We start from the raw sequence: 21,927 nt of genomic DNA, 5'->3' as shown, positions 1-21,927 counted from the left end.
TGTTAATCATTATCCAGACTGCGCGTCAAATAAAACTCCGCCAGAGCCAGATCCTCCGGGCGTGTGACTTTGATATTGTCTGCGCGCCCCGGAACTATCTGTGGCTGATAACCGCAATATTCCAGCGCCGAGGCTTCATCGGTTATGGTTGCCCCTTCGCGCAACGCTCGCTCCAGACACGAGCGCAGCAGCGCCAGCGGGAACAGTTGCGGTGTAAGTGCATGCCACAGTGCTTCGCGCTCTACCGTGTGGTCAATGCGTCCATCGCGGCTGCGCTTCATGGTATCACGTACCGGGGCCGCCAAAATGCCACCGACTTCACTCTGCCCGGTCAGGAGCAATAGTCTTGATAAATCATCCTGATGCAAACAAGGGCGAGCGGCATCATGCACCAGCACCCAATCGGCTTGCTGTACCTGTTGCAGCCCAGCCAGCACCGAGTCGGCACGCTGGCGACCACCGTTCACCACCTGAATGCGGGGATCCGAAGCCAGTGGCAGCGCAGAAAAATAAGGGTCATCGGCGCTAATAGCGATAATTATCCGTTGAATTCGCGGCTGGCGTAACAACGCCGCGACAGTGTGTTCAAGAATGGTTTTCGTGCCGATGGAGAGATACTGCTTGGGGCGATCACTGTGCATCCGGCTGCCGTTACCAGCCGCTGGTAAAACAGCGACCACCTCAGCCACAGCGTGATTCGGAGTAGACATACCTAGCGAGACATCGATGATGAAGTGGAAGACGTCGGGGAGGATGGCGCAGGTGACGCGCTGCCGCCAGCACGGCGATCAGCCTGGTCTGCTACTAAACGATAAAAACTTTCACCCGGTTTAGTCATGCCCAGCTCGTTGCGCGCACGCTCCTCAATGGCCTCCTGACCGCCGTTGAGGTCGTCGATTTCGGCGAACAGCTGTTCGTTACGGGATTTCAGTTTAACGTTGTTGGCCTGCTGCACCGCCACGTCATCCTTCACCCGCACATAATCATGAACACCGTTTTTCCCCAGCCAGAGCGAATATTGCAACCAACCGAGAAGAATCAACAATAATAGCGAAAGTTTTCCCATCCAGCCCCCTGAAAAGCCGCCTAATCATCCCATAACTTTTGTCAGGACTCCACCTCCGCCAGCAGCATTCGTTTCTGGCAGGGAAAAGTCAGGCGTAACCGGTCGGTGACGGATAAAGTTACTCACTCATGGACATAGTTTTAACAAAGAAATAAATAGTCTGAAATCGGTCTCGTGGCGGGAATAACGCCTGAAGGGCTACCATCCGGTGATTAATACGAACACCAGCCAGAATACACCCGGGATGCTGACCGCACAGCAGAGCATCATCCACCCCACATGATTCGGCAACAATACGCGGAACAACATACCGATCAGAACCGACAGGGGCATCAACGCCAGGAAGAAAGGCCAGGTATACAGCATCAACAGCAGCGTGGAATTCAGGCCATAGAACACGAATGGCAGGGAAAAAGCCAGCCAGTAGAAACAAAAACCGGCCAGTGCGCCCATCAGCGGACTGTAGGACGCCCCAAGAGGCACATCCTCATCGCCTTGAAAGATCTGCGTGCTGCTATAGCTTTGCGAACTACCATAGGTTTGCGCACTACTACAGGTTTGCGTACTGCTATCAGGTAATGGCGTCACACTCTGCATCATCGTTCCTGCTTACCCCATCACCGGGTAACCGTTGGCCTGAAGACTGCCCCTTCACTCGCACACCCCGTAGCGCAACAACGTAAACACACCTACGCCACGGCGGTGAACAGCCTCGTGAAGGGCCATCTGAGGCTTAGATGATAGCTCGACCATGCAGCATATCTAATAATTCGTCGACTAAATTTGTTACCAATTGTTGGCCATCCAGATGCAATTCAGGCTGCTCCGGTGCCTCATAAATGGCATCAATACCGGTGAAATTACGCAGTTCACCGGCGCGGGCTTTCTTGTACAGACCTTTGGGGTCACGGGCTTCACAAATCGCCAGCGGTGTATCCACGAACACTTCAAGAAACTGCCCCTGCTCAAGCAGTTCGCGTACCATCTGTCGTTCAGCACGATGCGGAGAGATAAACGCGGTTAATACAACCAGCCCCGCATCAACCATCAACCGGGCGACCTCGCCCACCCGGCGGATATTCTCCCGCCGGTCATCGTCGCTGAATCCCAGATCCCGGCAGAGGCCATGCCGAACATTATCGCCATCAAGTAAATAAGTACTGACGCCACGGGCAAACAGCGACTGCTCCAGCGCCCCGGCTAACGTCGACTTACCGGAACCGGACAACCCGGTAAACCACACCACAACACCACGGTGACCATGTTGCCGTTCCCGGTCCTCACGTGCCACTGCATGGTCATGCCACACCACATTGGCATCAACCGGTCTATTATCGTCAACCGGCCTGGAATGCGTTTGCGCCACCTTATTTTCCTCCCAGCAGATCACGCGCACCCCAGTGCGGGAAGTGGCGGCGAATCAAGGCGTTCAACTCCAGCTCAAACGCGCTGTAATCACCAGTCTGCATGACAGTCTGTGCCACCGGCTCACGCACCAACCCGGCACCGACCGTCACATTACTTAGACGATCGATAAAAATCATGCCGCCGGTAACCGGATTGTGCTGGTACTTATCCAGCACCAACGGTTCATCAAAGGTGAGCTCCACCAGACCAATACCGTTAAGCGGCAGCGATTCGGTAACCCGCTGCGTCAAGGTGTTGATGTCCACCTGATAGTGAATCTTTTCCACCCGTGCGCGGGTTTTCTTACCGGCAATTTTGATATCGTAGCTTTGGCCCGGTACCAAGGGTTGCTCAGCCATCCACACCACATCCACATTGGCACTGCGAACCGCCTGCAGTGTTTCTTCGCTGCTGACCAGCAAATCGCCCCGGCTGATATCAACTTCACTGGCTAGCACCAGCGTCACCGCTTCACCCGCCTGCGCCTGCTGTAGGTCACCATCGAAAGTCACGATTCGGCTGATGCTGGACTCCACACCAGAGGGCAAGACTTTCACCCGCTGCCCAACCCGCACTGTGCCTGAGGCGACCGTACCGGCATAACCACGGAAATCAAGATTCGGGCGGTTGACATACTGCACCGGGAAACGCATCGGTTGACTCAGGCTACGGGCAGAAACATTAACGGTTTCCAGCACGTCCAGCAGCGTCGGGCCGTGATACCAGCTCATAGACGAACTGGGCGTTGCCACATTATCGCCATCCAGCGCGGAAATCGGCACAAAGGTGATATCCAAATCCGCCGGTAACTGACCAGCGAAATCCAGATAATCGCGTTTGAACTGCTCAAAGACCGCCTGCTGATAATCCACCAAATCCATCTTGTTAACCGCCACCACCAGATGGCGAATCCCCAATAGCGTAGCGATGAAGCTGTGACGCCGGGTCTGATCCAGTACGCCTTTACGCGCATCAATCAACAAAATCGCCAGTTCGCAGGTAGACGCGCCAGTCGCCATATTGCGGGTGTACTGCTCATGCCCCGGCGTATCGGCAATAATAAATTTGCGCTTTTCAGTAGAAAAATAGCGGTAGGCCACATCAATGGTGATGCCCTGTTCGCGTTCAGCTTGTAAGCCATCCACCAGCAACGCCAGATCCAGCTTTTCACCCTGTGTACCAAGACGTTTGCTGTCATTGTGCAACGTAGAGAGCTGATCTTCATAAATCTGACGCGTATCGTGCAGCAATCGGCCAATCAGGGTACTTTTGCCATCGTCAACGCTGCCGCAGGTCAAAAAACGCAGCAGACTTTTGTTCTGCTGTGCATGAAGGTAAGCCTCAACCCCGCCCTGCTCGGCAATCTGTTTTGCAATGCTATGATTCATTTGACGATTCCTCAGAAGTACCCTTGACGCTTTTTAAGCTCCATCGAGCCAGCCTGATCGCGGTCAATGACCCGTCCCTGACGTTCACTGGTGGTGGACACCAACATCTCTTCAATGATTTCCGGTAACGTCTGCGCCTGTGACTCCACCGCGCCGGTCAGTGGCCAGCAACCCAGTGTGCGAAAGCGCACCATACGTTTAGCGACAACCTCACCCGGCTGCAGATCGATACGGTCATCATCCACCATCAACAGCATGCCATCGCGCTCCAGCACTGGACGTTCCGCAGCCAGATACAGCGGCACAATATCGATATTTTCCAGATAGATGTATTGCCAGATGTCCAGTTCAGTCCAGTTGGAAAGTGGGAATACGCGGATGCTTTCACCTTTGTTAATCTGGCCGTTGTAGTTGTTCCACAATTCCGGCCGCTGATTTTTAGGATCCCAACGGTGGGCACGATCACGGAAAGAGTAGATACGCTCTTTAGCACGGGACTTTTCCTCGTCACGGCGAGCGCCACCAAATGCGGCATCAAAACCGTACTTATCCAATGCCTGTTTTAACCCTTCGGTTTTCATGATGTCGGTGTGCTTGGCGCTACCGTGCACAAAGGGATTGATCCCCATTGCCACCCCTTCCGGGTTACGATGCACCAGCAACTCACAGCCGTAGGCTTTGGCGGTACGATCGCGAAACGTGTACATTTCGCGAAATTTCCAGCCAGTATCCACATGCAAGAGCGGAAACGGCAACGTGCCCGGAAAGAACGCCTTGCGAGCCAGATGCAGCATCACGGAGGAGTCCTTGCCGATGGAGTACAGCATCACCGGATTGCTGAATTCGGCCGCCACCTCACGAATGATATGAATACTTTCTGCTTCAAGCTGTTTTAAATGCGTGAGTCTTTTCTCGTCCATAACCTTAACCTTAAGCCAGATTCACCACGGCCGTGCGCCCATCAGTGGGCGTCATCCGCGCTTGTTCACCAAACCAGGCGATGTGTTGATGCAAATCCACCACTTCGCCGATAACCAGCAATGCAGGCGTCGGAGCCTGTTGCGCCAGCGTTTCTAATTCCGCCAGTGTTCCCGTCAGCACGACCTGATCCTGCCGGGTACCACGGCCGATGACCGCCACCGGCGTCTGCGCAGCCCGGCCATGCGCCATCAGTTGCTGGCTGATTTCCGCCGATTTGACCGTGCCCATATAGATAGCCAATGTCTGCCTGCCACGCGCCAGCGTCGACCAGTCCAGCGCATCACCATCCGGTCGACAATGTCCGGTGATGAATGTCACGCTCTGCGCGTAATCCCGGTGTGTCAACGGAATGCCAGCGTAGGCTGTAGCCCCCGCTGCCGCCGTAATTCCCGGCACCACCTGAAACGGAATGCCTGCCTGCGCCACCTGTTGCAGTTCTTCGCCACCACGGCCAAAAATAAAGGGATCACCGCCTTTGAGCCGCACGACCCGTTTCCCTTCTTGCGCCAGTTTCACCAACAGCGCATTAATCTCTTCTTGTGGTAGCAGGTGCGCGCTGGCGCGTTTACCGACACAAATTCGCTCGGCATCACGGCGCACCAGGTCCAGCACGTCGTTACTGACCAGATGATCGTAAAGCACCACATCCGCCTGCTGGATGACCTGCAAGCCGCGCAGTGTCAGCAAACCGGCATCGCCGGGACCTGCCCCCACCAACGCGACTTCGCCCTGTTGCCCCCCAGGCTGCGACAGTTGCTGTTCCAGTTCCTGCTCGGCCTGAGCCAGTTGACCGGCCGCTACCAGACTGGAAAAACGGCCGGTAAACACACGCTCCCAAAACCGACGGCGTTCCGTTATTGATGCCAACTGCTGCTTGATGCGACCCCGCCATTTTCCGGCCAGTTCCGCCATCTGTCCCAGACGAGCTGGCAATAGCGCCTCGAGCTTCTCTCGCAATAACCGAGCCAGCACCGGTGCCTGACCGCCGGATGAAATCGCCACCACCAATGGTGAGCGGTCAATCAGCGACGGGAAAATGAACGAGCATTTGGGTTGATCGTCTACCACGTTAACCAGTAGCTGGCGTTGATTGGCCTGCTCAAACACCGTGGCATTGAGCGCCCCGTCATCCGTAGCGGCAATCACCAGAAACACATTATCCAGCAGCGCAGGGGAAAAATCCTGCGCGACCCAGGCCAGTTGTCCCGCCTGATGCAAAGCCTGAAGCGGCTCACACAATGACCGCGCCACGACCCGGACATCCGCCCCGGCACGTTGCAACAAGTCAATTTTGCGGGTTGCCACCTCACCGCCCCCCACCACCAACACGGGGCGTTGCCGGAGATCGGCGAATATAGGGAGATAGTTCACAGATGCCTTTACTAAGCTAAAAATTCTATAAAGCGACTATAAAACGTGAAGAGAAGGGTTATGAAATGCCGAATTAGTATGATTAGTTCCGTAATGGAATAACAAACTATGCGTGAAAGAATAAAAACGCTTAATAACGGTTTTTCATGACTATTTTTACACTTCACGTTCACCTGAGCCTGCTAAAAGCAGGCGAGAACATCAGCACGGAGATGATGCGATAGCGTTGTGCACCTGCCGCCGGAATAGCCACTGGTGACAACGCTCATGGACAAGAAGAGGAGTGACAAACCATTTGAACCAGTAGGAAGAATCACCCCTCATGCAGCCCGCATTCGCGTTTCAGGCCGAAGAAACGGGTTTCTTCCTCACTCATGCCCGGCTCCCATTTACGGGTGGTGTGGGTATCGCCGACGGACAGATACCCTTGCTCCCAGAGCGGATGGTAACTCAGCCCATTGGCTTTCAGGTACTGATACACCGTGCGGTTATCCCAATCGATGATCGGCAAAAACTTGAATACCCCACGCCGGATAGCCAATACCGGCAAGCCTTCACGACTCCCTGACTGTTCACGACGCAAGCCAGCAAACCAGGTGCCGACCTGTAACTCCTGCAGCGCCCGGTTCATCGGTTCGATTTTATTGATCTGGTTGTACTGTTCAAGCCCTTCCAGCCCCTGCTCCCACAATTTGCCGTAGCGAGCCTCCTGCCAGGCAGGAGACTGCGCCGCACGGTAAACGTGCAGGTTAAGGTTCAACTGTTCGGTTAATTGATCGATGAATTGATAGGTTTCCGGGAACAAATAACCGGTATCGGTGAGCACAACCGGGATATCCGGCCGTTGCCGGGTCACCAGATGCAAACTCACCGCGGCCTGAATGCCGAAACTGGAAGACAGCGCGAACTCACCCGGCAGGTTTTCCAGTGCCCAGCCCACACGGGCTTCAGCAGACAACCCTTCCAGCAATTGATTGACATCCGCCAAAGCGGCGGTCTGCTCCGTTTGAGACAAGGCGCGCAGCGCCTCCAGATTCAGACTGGACATCAGGTTCTCCTGTCAGTCGTAAAAATCAACAGCGGGATCCAGCACCGGTTTAATGATGCCGACACGGATGGCAAAATCGCCAAACCCTTCGCCGCTTTCGCGTTCGCTGGCCCAACGCGCGACCAGTTGGTCAATCTCCGTCAGGATCTCTTTTTCGGTGATGTTCTCCCGGTACATACGCGGAATGCGCGTACCTTCGCGATTACCACCGATATGCAGGTTGTAACGACCGATAGCTTTCCCCACCAGGCCGATTTCCGCCAGCATGGCGCGGCCACAGCCGTTAGGGCAACCCGTTACGCGCAACACGATATGGTCATCACCCACGCCGTGTTTCTGCATAATGCCTTCTACCTGCGTGACAAACTCCGGCAGGAAGCGCTCTGCTTCCGCCATCGCCAGCGGGCAGGTTGGCAGCGAAACACAGGCCATCGAGTTCTGCCGTTGCTCGGTGAGGCTATCGTCGATCAGGCCATGCTGGCGTGCCAGCGCCTCAATTTTCGCTTTATCCTTAGCCGCCACCCCCGCCACGATCAGGTTCTGATTCGCGGTCAGTCGGAAATCGCCTTTGTGGATTTTGGCGATTTCCGCCATGCCGGTTTTTAACGGACGCCCCGGATAATCCAGAATACGGCCATTTTCAATGAACAGGGTCAGGTGCCAGTGATTATCTATCCCCTTCACCCAACCGATGCGATCGCCACGACCGGTAAACTCGTACGGCCGAACCGCTTCAAACGCAATACCGGCACGACGTTCGACTTCCTGTTTAAAGGTGTCGACGCCTACTCGCTCCAGCGTATATTTAGTCTTGGCATTTTTACGGTTGGTACGGTTGCCCCAGTCACGTTGGGTGGTGACCACGGCTTCGGCTATCGCCAGTGTCTGCGCCAACGGAATGTACCCCAACTCACTGGCCGTACGCGGATAAGTGGTCTTGTCGCCATGAGCGATAGACAGGCCGCCGCCGACCAGCACGTTAAAGCCCACCAGTTGGCCGTTATCTGAAATAGCGACAAAGTTCAGATCATTGGCGTGCAGATCCACATCATTCTGCGGCGGGATCACCACCGTGGTCTTGAATTTACGCGGCAGATAGGTCGGCCCCAGAATCGGCTCTTCATCGGTGGTGGCGACCTTTTCCTTATCCAGCCACACTTCGGCGTAAGCGCGAGTACGCGGCAGCAGATGTTCGGAAATTTTCTTCGCCCACTCGTAGGCCTGCTGATGCAGCACCGACTCGACCGGATTGGAGGTACAGAGCACGTTACGGTTGACGTCATTGGCGGTTGCCAGCGAATCCAGCCCAACGTCATGCAGCAACTGATGAGCGGATTTCAGATCATTTTTCAAAATACCGTGAAACTGGAAGGTTTGACGGTTCGTGATACGGATACTGCCGTACAGCGTTTTTTCACCCGCAAACTTGTCGATAGCGAGCCACTGCTGCGGCGTCATCACCCCACCCGGCAGACGGCAGCGCAACATCATGGCATGACGCGGCTCCAGTTTCTGCTCGGCGCGTTCAGCACGAATATCGCGATCGTCTTGCTGGTACATGCCGTGAAAGCGGATCAGCAGAAAATTATCGCCGTTAAAACCACCAGTCAGACCGTCGTTTAAATCTTGTGTAATCGTACCGCGCAGGTAATTGCTTTCCCGCTTCATACGTTCGGCGTCAGCCAGCGTACCCTCGACCACCAGCGGACCAGAATATCTTTCGCTCATTAGTACACATCTCTCTGATAACGCCGCTCAAGACGCAGCTCGCTTAAAAACTCATCCGCCTGTTCGGCGTCCATCCCACCTTGCTCAGCCACCACGTCCAGCAGCGCGTGCTCCACATCTTTTGCCATGCGATTGGCATCGCCGCACACATAAATATGGGCACCATCCTGAATCCAGCGCCACACCTGCGCGCCTTTTTCACGAATCTTGTCCTGCACATAAACTTTGTGGGCTTGATCGCGTGACCAGGCCAGATCAATGTGGGTCAGCAGCCCCTCTTTGACGTAACGCTGCCATTCCACCTGATAAAGGAAATCTTCAGTGAAGTGGGGGTTGCCGAAAAACAGCCAGTTTTTGCCGCCTGCTCCCTCGGCCTCACGCTGTTGCATAAACGCGCGGAACGGAGCAATGCCAGTGCCGGGCCCAATCATGATAACCGGCGTGTCTGGGTTGGCAGGCAGACGGAAATTATCATTGTGTTCAATGAACACACGAACGTCGCCCTCTTCGTCCAACTGGTCAGCCAGATAACCTGACGCGCCGCCACTACGCGCACGACCTTCATATTCATAGCGCACGACACCGACGGTGATGTGCACTTCACTGCCCACATCTTCCTGTGACGATGCAATCGAGTAGAGACGCGGCGTCAACGGACGCAGCAACCCGATAAGCTGTTCCGGCGTCAGTTCCACCGGTGCTTCGCGCACCATATCCACCAGCGGAGTACGTTGCGCGTACTGCTGCAGGGCAGACTTATCCGCCACCAATCCCAACAAGGTGTCGTTGCGGGACAACGCCGCATAGCTGGCAACGATCGGAGCGGTATTCTGCGTCAGCTCAAAATGGCGTTGTAGTGCTTCGGCCAGCGGCAGGGTGTTGCCGCCAACATTGACCGGTTCATCACCTTTTAACCACAACAGACCCAGTAGTTCCTGCACCAGCGCTGGGGAGTTTTCATACCACACCCCTAACGCATCACCGGGCTGATAACGCAGGCCGGAATCCCCTAAGTCGATTTCGATATGGCGGACATCTTTCTCTGAGTGACGGCCGGTAATCTTCTGATTAGTTACCAACGAAGCGGTATAAGGCGCTTCCTTGTGGTACGGGCTGGTGGTCACAGCGTTAACCTGACCAGTGACAGCGGTTTGTACCGCCGCTGCCGTCTGGCTGGCGAAACGCGCTTTCAATGCCTCAGCCACCTGATGTCGCCACTGCTCCGCCAACGGCTGGAACTCCACATCAGCATCGACACGATCCAAGAGGCGCTCAGCGCCCAATTCTGCCAGACGGCTGTCAAAATCTTTACCGGCCTTGCTGAAGAATTCGTAAGAGGTATCACCCAGACCAAATACCGCGAATGTCAGCCCCGCCAGCGATGGCGCTTTTTTCGAGAACAGGAACTTGTGTAGTGCCACCGCTTCTTCTGGTGGCTCGCCCTCGCCCTGCGTCGAGGTGACTATCAGCAACAGTTTTTCCTGTGCTATCTGCTTGAACTTGTAATCACCGGCATTCACCAGCGTCACGGGCAGGTTGGCCGCGAGCAGCTCGTCGCGAACCTGCTCCGCCACACGGCGCGCGTTGCCAGTCTGGGAGGCTGAAATCAGCGTAATGGCGGCAGGTGGTACCGCGTTTGACGAGGCTAGCGCGCTGGTCGGTGCGGCGAGCGCACCGGGTTGCTGCTGAATCACGCCCCAGAAATAGCCAGCCAGCCAGGCCAGTTGCGCCGGTGAAAGATCACCGGTCGCCGCCTGAAGACGCGAAAGTTGCTCCGCGCTCAACGGGAGCTGCGGAGTCGGAGAAGCCGGAATGCTCATTATGGTGTCGGTATCCTTGTTCTGGCTGCGGGCGCGAATGCCGGGTTGCCGCCATAGCCAATATCATGAAATAGAAAGTCAGATAGGATATAAGGTAACCATCCCTACCTGAACAATTAAAGACAGGATGGCAATATTTAATAACCAAAATGACTAAATAGTTTTTTTGATAACACTTATTGCTTTAAGTGTTATTGATCACAATTTATTGCATTGATTATTGGGATGTTTATTTTCCGCTATCGCGCAGACGTGAAACCCTAAATAATTCGGGGGCAGAACCCTATTTCGTGACCCAGGGAGCATACCGATAATGTGGCAGCGTCGCGCACTGGAACTCAATACCCAGGATATCTGGCACTGGCAGCGGGTCATCACGTTGGTGGAATATGCCCGTCGTTACGGTTTCAATACGCTGGTGCTAGGTCAGGCGGACTTGCTGGACAAGCTGGTGACGCCCGTGGCTTATCAGTCAACCCGCTTTGACGATCGTATCAGCAGTCAACAGCGATCGCGCTGCGTCTACCTCAATCAGGTTGCCGCTTATTGTCGCGAGCAAGGGTTAGCGTTATACCTGCAATGCAAAGAACTGACGTTCCCCACCGACTTGCTATTGCAGTATCCCCATTTACTGGACGATGCACGTCAGTTCCGCATTGATACCCACTTCTGGTGTGATTATCTGGCTGCCAAAGTCGAACAACTGATGCAGCAAATTCCGCGATTACATGGACTGATGCTGGCTATCTCCAACAGCGACAGCCTGATACGTTTCGCTCCACCACCCGGCGAAGAGATACAACGCGGCGGCACAGTCCCCCCAGCCACAGACAGCGAACCGGTCTACCGGCAATTGTTCGCGGCCGTTGCCCGCGTTATCCACGCCCACCAGCGCCACCTGGTATTACGCGCCTTTCCGGCTAATCATCAGGATATGTCCCGTGTACTGGACGCTATCCGCAGCCTGCCGACTAGCGTATCCGCTGCTATCAAAATGACGCCGGAACGCTTCTGGCCGGAATTTCCCAATAATCCGGCACTGCTGGAACTGGGGGATCGGGAAGTCTGGGTGGAGTTAGATCTGGCTGGCGAAGAAGTCGGCTGGGGCAATTTGCCATTTTTGCGCTACACCGAAGTACAAGGGCGGTTGTTATGGTGTCGGGAGAAAAATCCGGCCATCGTCAGCGCAGCTTGTCGCATCAGTTGGGACGGCGTCGATAACCACAGCGTATTAGGCTCGCTGAGCGAATTCACCCTGTTTGCTTGCGCGCACCTGCTAAATGACAACGCGCCACCGATGAACGAAAGCGACCTTTTTCGCCGCTGGCTGGCGGAATGCTGGCAATGGCAACCGGATGATGAGGTTTGTCACACCATGCGAACCTTGCTGGAACAGGCACAACAGGCGCTGTCGTTATCACTGTACGCACGCCACCACGTGTTCCATCGCCATAGCCTGTTACCGTCCAGTTATGGTCAGGCGGTGTGGAGCCTGTACGGTCAGCTTAACCGCAATCACTGGCTCCCCGGTTCCGGACGCGATATCACCTTTGAACGTCAGGAACCGGAACTGGCCTCTCACAATCTGTACCAAATCGTGCGGGAGAAAGACACCGCCTGGCAGTTAGCCGAGCAAAGCCAACAGGCAGCCATGCAGTTTGCCCGTGACCACCCGTTGCCGGAGCCGCTACGTCAACGCTGGCTGCAAGAATGGCGAGGGCTTGCGCTCTATTGCCGGGCTTTCGTCCATGCACAGAAAGCTTTTTTCACGTTGCACTATTGCCAGCGTGTGGAAAATAACTGGACGCTACGTGAGATAGCCAAAACCAATATTCAGGCGCTTTATGGCGTAGCCCATGAAATGGATGATTTCAGCCTGCAACACCGGGATTACCCGGTCAGCATGCATGTCATGTTTGATGCTGATCGCCCACGCTCGCTGGCAGACAGTCTGCAACAGCAGCTGACTGCGCTCACGCAAGATATTGCTGGTCACCACCCGACAGCACCACGCCATGAAGCGTAGCGCTATCGGGCCGACAATTAGCGGATCACGCGCTTGAGAATGCGATTACCGGCCTCGCTAAACGTTCTGGCGGAGACTTCCACGGTCTTGTTGCCGTAATCCAGTTGCTCGACCGTTTGCAGAATCAGGCTGGACAGTTGCGGGTCTTCAATATACGAAGACACCGGGGTTTGCATCGGTTTTTCCAGCGCCTGCATCAACCCTTTCACCGCCAGATCCTGCGTGTCCAGCTTCTGGTTATCCTGTAGCGTCTGTCGTGCCACCCGGCTAAGCGGTACGCCGCGCTCGGTCCCCATCAGGAGGCTGCCTTCCGGTTCATTCATCAGGAAATTGAGCAACAGTGCCGCCTCTTTCGGGTGCGCGCTGTTTTTGCTGATGGCAAACAGCATGGAGGGCTTGAAGAACTGCCCCGGGTTATCCGAGCCAGGCGTCATGATGTACGGCCCCAGTTCCAGTTTGGCTGGCGGTGCTAACGGTTCGGCATATTTTTTCACCACCGAGGCCCACAATTGTGCCCCGCCGTACTCACCATTAATCCACGGACGGGTTTCAAATACTCCCGCCTTGCCAAAGGCGTTGTAGTACTTCGTCGATGGAATAACATGCTCATCCACCAACCGTTTATAGAAACGGAACGCTTCCAGCCACTGTGCTTCGGTGTAATTAAAGCGCTTGTTCTGCTCGTCAATCATGCCGATATTGAATTTCTGCGTCATATAGGTGTTGAGCAGTTCCAGCAGCCCTTCCCCGCTGTCTTGCGCCGGGGACGCTAATGGGAAGTAGTTATCACCGAGCTTTTCTTTAAACACTTTGCCAGCCTGAAATAGTTCTTCCCAGGTGGTGGGATACGCCAGACCGGCTTTTTTCCAGGTATCGACGTTGTAGTACATCACCAGCCCGTTCAGTGAGGTCGAGATAGCGTTCACCTTGCCATCTACCGTCGTTAGCGCATCGGCGGGGAAATCCTGCAATTTCAGGGTATCTTTCAGTGTATTGAGGTCATAAAAGCCAGTACCGGTGCGGGAAAAAATCGGGATCCAGTTCCAGTTGATCTGCATAACGTCCGGCTCCTGACCACTGGCGATTTGCGTTGTCAGGCGTGAAAGATAGCCGTCCCAACCGGTATATTCTGCTTTAACAGTAATTCCCGGGTATTTCTTCTGGAATGCGTCAATCGCTGCCAGCGTAGCCTGATGACGGCTGTTTCCTCCCCACCAGGCCATGCGTAACGTCACCTGTTCCGCAGCCTGAACCTGGCCCAGCAAGGTCAATGCCAACAGCAGTAATCCTGTCAGTAATCCTGTCAGTAATCTCATCATGTCCCCGATCCTCTTGGTGTTGTTATTTTAGGGCGGAAGGGTAATCAGGCAGGTACAGAGCACCTCCCGCTGGCAAACAAGATAGGCAGATTGCTGTTGTCTTCACCAGTGCCGGGGGAGCCTCTGATACGCGTTATGCGGGGCAGGCTGAAAAAATGTGTACCGTCAGCCCTGACAACATTCATTTCATGGACATGGGTGCCCTCTTCATCGCTCGGCACTTCTGCTACTTCACAGCCCATCGCCTGCAGTAAACATCTTGCGCGATCTGCTTCACACTTATTTAACAAAAATAAAACACACGCTGTTACTGATGCGGTAGCCCGACATCGGAAGGGATTAAAGTGTGATGAAACACACATTACGCTCGGGCGGTGGCGGGTATGACGTTATCACGATCACATTCCGGCTGATGGCGTCAGACAGGCTGTGAAGGCGCTCTAACCTTCAATGATTTCCCGTCGCGCTACGGCTGCTGACGAGAAACAGCCGTGCTGGAATAGCCCATCATCTGCCCGATACAGGATCACCACCATGACGCTATCTTTTCGTACCTATCAGCCCGCCGCCGATGGCATTACCCCGGATACCGCACGCCTCCAGCAAGCACTCGACGACCTGGACGCACAGGGCGGCGGCACGCTGGTGGTCGAGTCGGGACGTTATTTGCTAGGGGGCCTGCGGCTTCCTTCGAACTGTTGCCTGCAACTGGATGAAGGCGCGGAGCTTATCGCCAGCGCCTGTTATGACGATTTTGCCCACACTACGACGCTCAGCGTGGCAGAGCTTTCCGATCGTGCATTTTTGTATGCACGCCAGCAGCGCAACATCACCTTGTGTGGAAAAGGAAAAATCACCGGCAGCGCCGATGCCTATTTTTCGGCACAGCCCGATGAGCAAGGCTATCGGTTACCCGCACAGCATCGGCCGCGTATTGTGGTGCTGGAGGACTGTGAGCAGATTACGATACAGGATATCACTATCGAACACGCGCCGATGTGGACCGTCCATCTGGTGAGTTGCCGTCAGGTCAACGTTGAACGCCTGACAGTGGATAACGACATGACGATGGCCAACACCGATGCGCTCAATCTCGACAGCTGCCAGGATGTCATCGTCCACGATTGCCATTTGAGCGCTGCCGATGACGCCTTGTGCATCAAAACCACGGCCAAGCCCCCTGCCATGCAATATAAAGCACAGCGTATGAGCGTCAGCCACTGCCGGTTACGCTCACGCAGCTGTGCACTAAAAATTGGTACCGAAACCTTTGCCGATATCGAAGACCTGAACGTCAGCCACTGCACTCTCTACGACTCCAACCGGGGGATCGGCCTTATTTCACGCGATGGCGGCGCGTTTCGTCGAATTTGTTTTAGTGATATCACGGTCGAATGCGTCACTGCGCCGCCGTGCCATTGGGGGAAAGCAGACCCGATATTCATCTCGGTGCGCTACCGCGATCCAACCATCGAACCGGGGGTTATTGAGCAGGTTCGCTTTGTGCGGATAACCGGTGTCAGTGAAGGGGCTATCAATCTGCACAGTACGCCAGCAGGTTATGTCCGCGATATTCATTTCGAGGACATAACGCTGACACAACAACCAGGCGATAGTACGGAACAAGGTCTGTACGACGTTCGCCCGCCCTGTAACCCGGCTCGCCCCACCGGCATGGGACTGGATAACGCGTATCTGGTTAATCCCGATACCGGGCGCGCTTATGGCGTGGAGGCTTATCCGGGGGGAATGCCCGCGCTGTTTGCTCGCGGCATTAACGGGCTGACATTGCACAACATGACGCTACAACGCCCCTCCCCGTTGCCTGTCGGCTGGAACCACGATGCGATTATTGAACTGGCAGAGTAGCTCTTAGGCTGACAGCGTAATGATTGAACTGACCACGTAACCTGACCGCCTGATTGCGCCGTTCCCTTCGGACTGGCGCAACAGACACAAGCGACAGTGACTGCACAAGGGATAGCGACCTTACACAAGGCATAGACCTCACACAAGGTATAGTCGGGTTGTCAGGAAACGTGCTTCACACCGTACTTTCCGGTAGTATGCGACGGTTTTTTGAATGACACGAGAGCATCACCATGCCAACCACACTGTTTAAAGACTTCCAGTTTGAAGCCGCACACCGGCTTCCCCATGTGCCGGACGGCCATAAATGCGGCCGCCTGCATGGTCATTCGTTCATGGTTCGTCTGGAAATTACCGGTGAGGTCGATCCTTATACCGGCTGGGTGATGGATTTCGCCGAATTGAAGGCGGCGTTCAAGCCGACCTGGGAGCGGTTGGATCACCACTACCTCAACGAGATCCCAGGGCTTGAAAACCCAACCAGCGAGGTGCTGGCCCGTTGGATTTGGCAGCAGCTTAAACCGACACTGCCGTTACTCAGCGCCGTGACCGTCAAGGAAACCTGCACCGCCGGGTGCATCTACCGCGGCGAAGAGGACTAACCCCACACCCAACGCCGCGCGCTATTTTCCAGCTCGTCAGGCGATATTCAGGTATTTGTGAGTCTGCATCGATAAACGCCAGTTGCGGGCGATGCAGGTTTCAATACACAGCCGGGTGGCATCCTCTTTCTGGCTGACGGGTTGTAAGGCCACAACCCGCGCCTTATCGTCATCCAGTCGCGCCAGTAACCCTTCCAATGCCTCGATATCCCGCTCACGCGCCACCGGGTGTTTGATTTCATCCGCCCGTTGCAACGCCTGATCCAACACAGCCAGACCGCCACGCATATTCACTTTGGGAGACACCGTCACCCAACAAGCTGATGAGCAACGCACCTCATGGGTGCCGCTGGTTTCAATCTGGGTACTGAATCCCTGCTGTTCCAGCGCCTGCGTCAACGGCGTTAAGTCATGAATACAAGGCTCGCCGCCGGTAATCACCACATGTCTGGCGCTGTACCCCTGCTGCGTTATCTGTTGCAACAGCTCCTCGACACTGGAACTGCTCCAGGCATCACTTTCACCGCGCTTAACCAGAACCTCCGCCAGTGAGATCTGCCGCTCTGGCAGTGTGTCCCAGGTGTGTTTGGTATCACACCAACTGCACCCTACCGGGCACCCTTGCAGACGGATAAACACCGCCGGGACGCCGGTAAAAAAACCTTCGCCCTGCAGGGTCTGGAACATTTCGTTAATCGGGTAACGCATCGTGTTTGAGTATTCCTTCTGGCTAAACCACTATTATCGCCGATAGTGGATGTCATGCCAAACCGCCGGGTGCGCTTCCCAACCGAACGGCTGAATGAAACGGTGACCTGCATACGGTTACCTGAAAACGGTTGTCAGAAAAAGGCAGTTACAGAGAAAAGACGATTGTCGGAAATTTGTACCTTCCCGCTTCCCGGTTAATAATCAACAGGCAGCATATATCGGCCGAACTTCTTCAAATAAGGAAATGCAAGATGACGTTATTAAAGCCTCTGGCTGTTTTCTGTTTATCACTTTCTCTGGTGTCGACATTCGCCCATGCAGAAGCCGTCGCGCAAGTCAAAACCCAACCCGGTTATTACCGTATCATGGTCGGGCAATATGAAATTACTGCTTTGTCTGATGGCACCAATACCATGCCCATGGACAAGCTACTCACCCGCACCCCACGGGAGAAAATTGTCAGCCTGCTGGACGCCAGTTACCTGAAGCCACAGGTGGAAACCTCCATCAATGCCTTTCTCATCAACACCGGCAAAAACCTGATTCTGGTCGACAGTGGCACCGGGGCTCTGGGGGGTAAAACCACCGGTAAAACCCTGACCAACCTGAAAGCAGCAGGTTATAAACCGGAGCAGGTTGATACCGTGCTGGTCACCCACCTGCACGCCGATCACTTCGGCGGGCTGGTTAGCGACGGCAAGCTGGTTTATCCCAACGCCGTCATTTATGTGAACCAGAAAGACACGGATTTCTGGTTGAGTCAGGATAATCTGAAAAAAGCGCCCAAAGATAAAAAAGCCGGATTTGAACGCGTGCAGGAAGTGTTCCGCCATATCCGTGAGGCTGGCAAACTCAGAACATTTACCGATCACCAGTCGCTGCCAGCCAATATCATTGCCGTACCGACACCAGGCCATACCCCCGGCCATACTGCATTTTTGGTCAACAGCGACGGGCAGAAAATCCTGCTGTGGGGAGATATCGTCCATGCCGAAGCGGTGCAAATGCCACTACCGGATACCGCTATCACCTTTGACTCCGATAGCGATCAGGCGGTTCGCACCCGCGATGCATTACTGAAAGAGACGGTGAAACAGGGCTATTGGGTGGCTGGCGCACACCTGCCATTCCCCGGTATTGGTCACGTCGCAGCACAGCATGACGCCAGCGGTAAAACCAACGGTTATCGCTGGTTACCGGTAAATTACAGCCTGTCGGGATTGTGAGTCATATAAGCCCTGTTGTGCTGTTATTGGAGAATTTATGTCAGAACAGTGAATGATTTCGTGCGGGATAAACGATGTCATATATTTACCGCGTCATCGCACGCACGACAATGAGAGGCTCAAACGCCGCCTCTCCTTGACCACTGGCTGGTGGCTAAACTGTGCCGCTGCGCGGTCCCTTCGGCGTTAGCCTTCGCTGTTCGGACCGCCCGTGACGCGATTACTCGCCCCATCCCTGGGGCTCACCCTTCGGGCCAGCGTAAACGCTGTTCAAAAACGTTCCCGACGTTTTTGTCCAACACGGCACGGGCTTGCGCGGCTTCCCTGCCGCGCATCCGGCGAAGTCCCACACCTCAGCACAGTTTTTGACACTGTAAAACCCCATAACCAGTAACCAGAAGGATTTATAAACAATCTGGTGGGCTTCCCATTCTTCCTCTCATCTCCTGCCGTTTTACAGATAAACACGCAAGTACTCTGACAGACACAAAATCGCCATCGCCTGACCGTATGGCATAGAGGTCAGCGGAATCTGGCGATAGTAATCCAGATCTTTCCCCATCGCCGTCCCGAAGGAGACGTTGAGCAGCTCGCCGCTCTCGCTGATATTCGCCAGTACGCCACGCATCGCCTTTTCCGCCACCTCGGCGTAGCGACGGTCAATGTAGCGTTTGCGTACCGCTTTCAAGATGCCATAGGCAAACCCGGCGGTTGCGGAGCTTTCCAGATAAGAATTAGGGTCATCGAGCAGGGTATGCCACAGACCGCTATCATCCTGATACTTCGCCAGAGCATCGACCTGACTCTCCAGCACCTGAATCAGAAAACGGCGGGTGGCGTTACCTTCGGGTAAATCCAGCAGTTCGATAAACTCCGGAATCACGATGGTCAGCCAACTGTTGCCGCGAGCCCAACGCGCCTGGGCAAAACTGTGGTTGCCGTCAAACGTCCAACCGTGGAACCACAAGCCGCTTTGACGATCCATCAGGTACTGCACATGCAGCAGGAACTGGTAGGTCGCTTCCTCCACAAATTCAGGACGATTAAGCAGCTTGCCAATCTTCGCCAGCGGCAACACGCTCATCATCAAGGTATCGTCCCACAGTTGATCGGTGTTTTCGCTGTTATAGACGATATGTTGCAACCCGTTCTTGTGGGTACGCGGCATATCGTACATCACCCATTCTGCCCAGCGTTCAAGATACGGCACCCAACGACTGTCGCCGGTTTCTTCATAGCGATAGGCCAGCGTCAAAAACGGGCATACCGTGTTGACGTTTTTGGTCGGCGTCCCCTCTTCCAGTCGAGCGGTAAACCAGTCATCGATGATAGCGCGCATCCGCTCATCGCCGGTCTGGCGATAATACTGGTAGATGCCATACAGCCCGATGCCGTGTGTCCATTCCCAACCAGCCCACCCTTTGGTGTCGATGACCCGGCCGTCATCCAGACGTAGCAGGAATTCACCGGTTTTATCTTCGATATTGACAAGATTGTCGGTCACCCGACAAATCAATGCCTTTAACTCGTCCCGTGAGATAACGTATTCGGGCTGGCGCAACAGCGCACTATGCTTTACAGGAAAAATGGTCATAACAGATATCCAGTTCCAGTTTTATTACCCATCAATCGATGGCTTAACAGTCAATCACATCGCGCCAATAGCGCGTCAGCGTTAACGGCAGGCTCAGTGGACGCCGTGGTGAGGCGTTCCGCGGGCTATCGACCGGGCTGGCGCTTTATGGCGATTGAGGTAACCAATGTTGTTGTTCCCCCACAGCGACTCATAAGGCATACCCGCCAGCATCTCCACTGTCTCACGCGCTTCGGGCGTGATTTTTTCCGGTACGATACGGCCAGCTTCGCGCATTTTCGCTGTTTCCTGCCGCAAGACTTCATGGGTTTGCAGATTCAGTTTAAAGCGCAAGGACACCAGAAAACCCAATGCCAGTACGGCGACAGTCCCAAAGCACAGCACCGTCAGAATGGTGTGGCTGACGCCCGGTGCCTGCACGCTCTGGCCAGAAACAAAGCCGGATAGCTGTAAAACGATCCCCACCAGCATCACCGCACCCGCCTGAGAGGCTTTACGGGTCAAGGTCATAATCCCGGCGAAGATCCCTTCACGACGTTGTGCGGTGATCACCTCGTCCACATCCGCAATGTAGGTATAGGTATTCCATGGAACATAGTTGATGCCGCCACGTCCCAGACCGGCCAGGCCAGATACCAGCAACAACAGCGAAAATGCCGAATGCATCCCGCTGTAATACAGGAAGCCATACGAGAGTGCGCTCACACCAAACAGGCATACCACCATGCGGTAAGACGGTGCCGGACCAAACTTGATGCACAACGGGATCATCGCGATCACCGCGATAAATTGCAGGATAGCCATCGTCCCCATCAGGTTTGACGCCACCGTCGGGCTTTGCATCAACACGAACACTACGTAATACGTGAACACAGCATTAAATACGTCCTGCGCGATGTAACCGCCCAGATACATCCCTAAATGCTGGCGGAAGATGCGAATACGCAGCGTCGACAGCAGTTCAATATTGAGGCGCTTGAGGCTCTGTCCGAGCGTCAGTGACTGACGTTCTTTTTCCGCCCGTAATGAAGCTTCAGACATCTGGTCGCGTGACCGCTCCCAGGTAAACAGATACACCAATGTCAGCACACACGCGCAAATGACTGAGAACACCAGACTGGCGTAGAAAAAAGACACCGCGTTATCTTTGCCGAAATGCCCCAGCAGAATGCCCGGCAAAAACGCGGCCAGAATGGCCGACAACTGTGCCAGCGCGATACGCGCGCCGGAAAACTTGGTTTTTTGTTTAAAGTCATCCGTCATTTCCGGCACCAGCGTTTCATACGGCACCAGAACCATGGTGTAAATAACGTCAAACAGCAGGTAGGTTAGCAGGTAATACCAGTAATCCATGTGGCCGACCCACATCAGGCTGTAGCTGAAGACACAAGGAATACCAAGCAGAATAAAGAACTTGCGACGCCCAAAGCGCTTACCCAACCAGGTCGAACCGAAGTTATCGGTCAGGAAGCCCATCAATGGGCTGACGACAGCATCCAGCACCCTGGCCATAGCAAAAATAAAGGTCGCCTCAATCGGCGTCAGACCGCAAAACGTGGTGTAAAAATAGAGCAACCAACCAGCGGTGAGCGCCGTGGTACCGGCCCCGAGAAAATCGCCGGAACCGTAGGCCAGATAATTCGCCAGCCCAATCTTACGTGTTTTCATCGCCATCCTTCCTCATTGATTGTATTTATGAAGGTGTTGCAGCGGCCCTAAAAAACATCGCTGCCGCCGTAGCGTTAAGGTAACGAGGCAGCAAGGCAAAAAC

At 54.7% G+C, this 21,927-nt stretch carries 18 protein-coding genes; 4 read left to right on the top strand and 14 right to left on the bottom strand.

The genetic code is table 11. The features are described from left to right. Window positions 1–2: 2 nt before the first annotated feature. From ispD to cysJ, 10 genes are all read right to left on the bottom strand, one after another. Entirely contained in the window at window positions 3–710 is a 708-nt protein-coding gene (ispD, locus tag LF929_RS04200) for a 2-C-methyl-D-erythritol 4-phosphate cytidylyltransferase (protein ID WP_038905453.1), read from the bottom strand. Between the two features lie 2 nt (window positions 711–712). Then, on the bottom strand, window positions 713–1,066 hold the full coding sequence (gene ftsB, locus LF929_RS04195; protein WP_016940404.1) for a cell division protein FtsB: 354 nt from the start codon (window positions 1,064–1,066) through the stop codon (window positions 713–715). 198 nt (window positions 1,067–1,264) lie between these two features. Next, the gene (locus LF929_RS04190; RefSeq protein ID WP_226092529.1) at window positions 1,265–1,663 is read right to left on the bottom strand and encodes a DUF3561 family protein; all 399 of its coding nucleotides are present in this window, start codon (window positions 1,661–1,663) and stop codon (window positions 1,265–1,267) included. A 136-nt stretch (window positions 1,664–1,799) separates the two neighbouring features. Then, complete coding sequence (cysC, locus tag LF929_RS04185; protein WP_226092474.1) at window positions 1,800–2,432, bottom strand: adenylyl-sulfate kinase; 633 nt, start codon at window positions 2,430–2,432, stop codon at window positions 1,800–1,802. A gap of 1 nt (window position 2,433) precedes the next feature. Continuing rightward, window positions 2,434–3,861 carry a sulfate adenylyltransferase subunit CysN gene (cysN, locus tag LF929_RS04180; protein ID WP_226092475.1) on the bottom strand — a complete coding sequence of 476 codons (1,428 nt, stop codon included), beginning with the start codon at window positions 3,859–3,861 and terminating at the stop codon, window positions 2,434–2,436. Window positions 3,862–3,872: 11 nt separating this feature from the next. Beyond that, window positions 3,873–4,781: a sulfate adenylyltransferase subunit CysD gene (gene cysD, locus LF929_RS04175; RefSeq protein WP_016940408.1), complete on the bottom strand. Its 909-nt coding sequence runs from the start codon at window positions 4,779–4,781 to the stop codon at window positions 3,873–3,875. A gap of 10 nt (window positions 4,782–4,791) precedes the next feature. Next, entirely contained in the window at window positions 4,792–6,213 is a 1,422-nt protein-coding gene (gene cysG / locus LF929_RS04170; RefSeq protein WP_226092476.1) for a siroheme synthase CysG, read from the bottom strand. A 313-nt stretch (window positions 6,214–6,526) separates the two neighbouring features. After that, window positions 6,527–7,261, bottom strand: a complete 735-nt coding sequence (locus LF929_RS04165; protein ID WP_226092477.1) for a phosphoadenylyl-sulfate reductase — start codon at window positions 7,259–7,261, stop codon at window positions 6,527–6,529. Between the two features lie 12 nt (window positions 7,262–7,273). Next, complete coding sequence (gene cysI, locus LF929_RS04160) at window positions 7,274–8,989, bottom strand: assimilatory sulfite reductase (NADPH) hemoprotein subunit (protein WP_038905461.1); 1,716 nt, start codon at window positions 8,987–8,989, stop codon at window positions 7,274–7,276. Then, a complete protein-coding gene (gene cysJ / locus LF929_RS04155) occupies window positions 8,989–10,809 on the bottom strand; it encodes an NADPH-dependent assimilatory sulfite reductase flavoprotein subunit (protein WP_226092478.1) in 1,821 nt (606 codons plus the stop codon). Before cysJ ends, cysI begins: the two co-directional genes overlap by 1 nt. Before the next feature lie 313 nt (window positions 10,810–11,122). Here cysJ and LF929_RS04150 point away from each other — a divergent pair, with 313 nt between their 5' ends. Beyond that, the gene (locus LF929_RS04150; protein WP_226092479.1) at window positions 11,123–12,835 is read left to right on the top strand and encodes a hypothetical protein; all 1,713 of its coding nucleotides are present in this window, start codon (window positions 11,123–11,125) and stop codon (window positions 12,833–12,835) included. Window positions 12,836–12,852: 17 nt separating this feature from the next. On the opposite strand, the gene LF929_RS04145 is transcribed toward LF929_RS04150, so the two are convergent. After that, entirely contained in the window at window positions 12,853–14,154 is a 1,302-nt protein-coding gene (locus LF929_RS04145; protein WP_210174512.1) for an ABC transporter substrate-binding protein, read from the bottom strand. Window positions 14,155–14,688: 534 nt separating this feature from the next. Between LF929_RS04145 and LF929_RS04140 the strand changes: the two genes are divergently transcribed. Beyond that, a complete protein-coding gene (locus LF929_RS04140; protein WP_210174513.1) occupies window positions 14,689–16,023 on the top strand; it encodes a glycoside hydrolase family 28 protein in 1,335 nt (444 codons plus the stop codon). A 233-nt stretch (window positions 16,024–16,256) separates the two neighbouring features. After that, on the top strand, window positions 16,257–16,625 hold the full coding sequence (gene queD / locus LF929_RS04135) for a 6-carboxytetrahydropterin synthase QueD (RefSeq protein ID WP_012885957.1): 369 nt from the start codon (window positions 16,257–16,259) through the stop codon (window positions 16,623–16,625). Between the two features lie 36 nt (window positions 16,626–16,661). Here the strand turns inward: queD and queE are convergent, their stop codons facing one another. Then, on the bottom strand, window positions 16,662–17,333 hold the full coding sequence (gene queE / locus LF929_RS04130; protein WP_038905467.1) for a 7-carboxy-7-deazaguanine synthase QueE: 672 nt from the start codon (window positions 17,331–17,333) through the stop codon (window positions 16,662–16,664). Between the two features lie 254 nt (window positions 17,334–17,587). Here queE and LF929_RS04125 point away from each other — a divergent pair, with 254 nt between their 5' ends. Then, window positions 17,588–18,562 (top strand): MBL fold metallo-hydrolase, encoded by a 975-nt coding sequence (locus tag LF929_RS04125; protein ID WP_038908891.1) that lies wholly within the window; start codon window positions 17,588–17,590, stop codon window positions 18,560–18,562. Window positions 18,563–19,016: 454 nt separating this feature from the next. On the opposite strand, the gene LF929_RS04120 is transcribed toward LF929_RS04125, so the two are convergent. Together LF929_RS04120 and LF929_RS04115 are read right to left on the bottom strand one after the other, a co-directional pair. Further along, window positions 19,017–20,156 carry a glycoside hydrolase family 105 protein gene (locus LF929_RS04120; protein WP_019846161.1) on the bottom strand — a complete coding sequence of 380 codons (1,140 nt, stop codon included), beginning with the start codon at window positions 20,154–20,156 and terminating at the stop codon, window positions 19,017–19,019. Window positions 20,157–20,249: 93 nt separating this feature from the next. Further along, the gene (locus LF929_RS04115) at window positions 20,250–21,824 is read right to left on the bottom strand and encodes an MFS transporter (protein WP_110371370.1); all 1,575 of its coding nucleotides are present in this window, start codon (window positions 21,822–21,824) and stop codon (window positions 20,250–20,252) included. Between the last annotated feature and the right edge of the window lie 103 nt (window positions 21,825–21,927).

Source organism: Dickeya oryzae (assembly GCF_020406815.2).
GTDB lineage: Bacteria > Pseudomonadota > Gammaproteobacteria > Enterobacterales > Enterobacteriaceae > Dickeya > Dickeya oryzae.
Note: the sequence above shows the minus strand (reverse complement) of the source record. Positions and strands in the feature narration are given on the sequence as shown.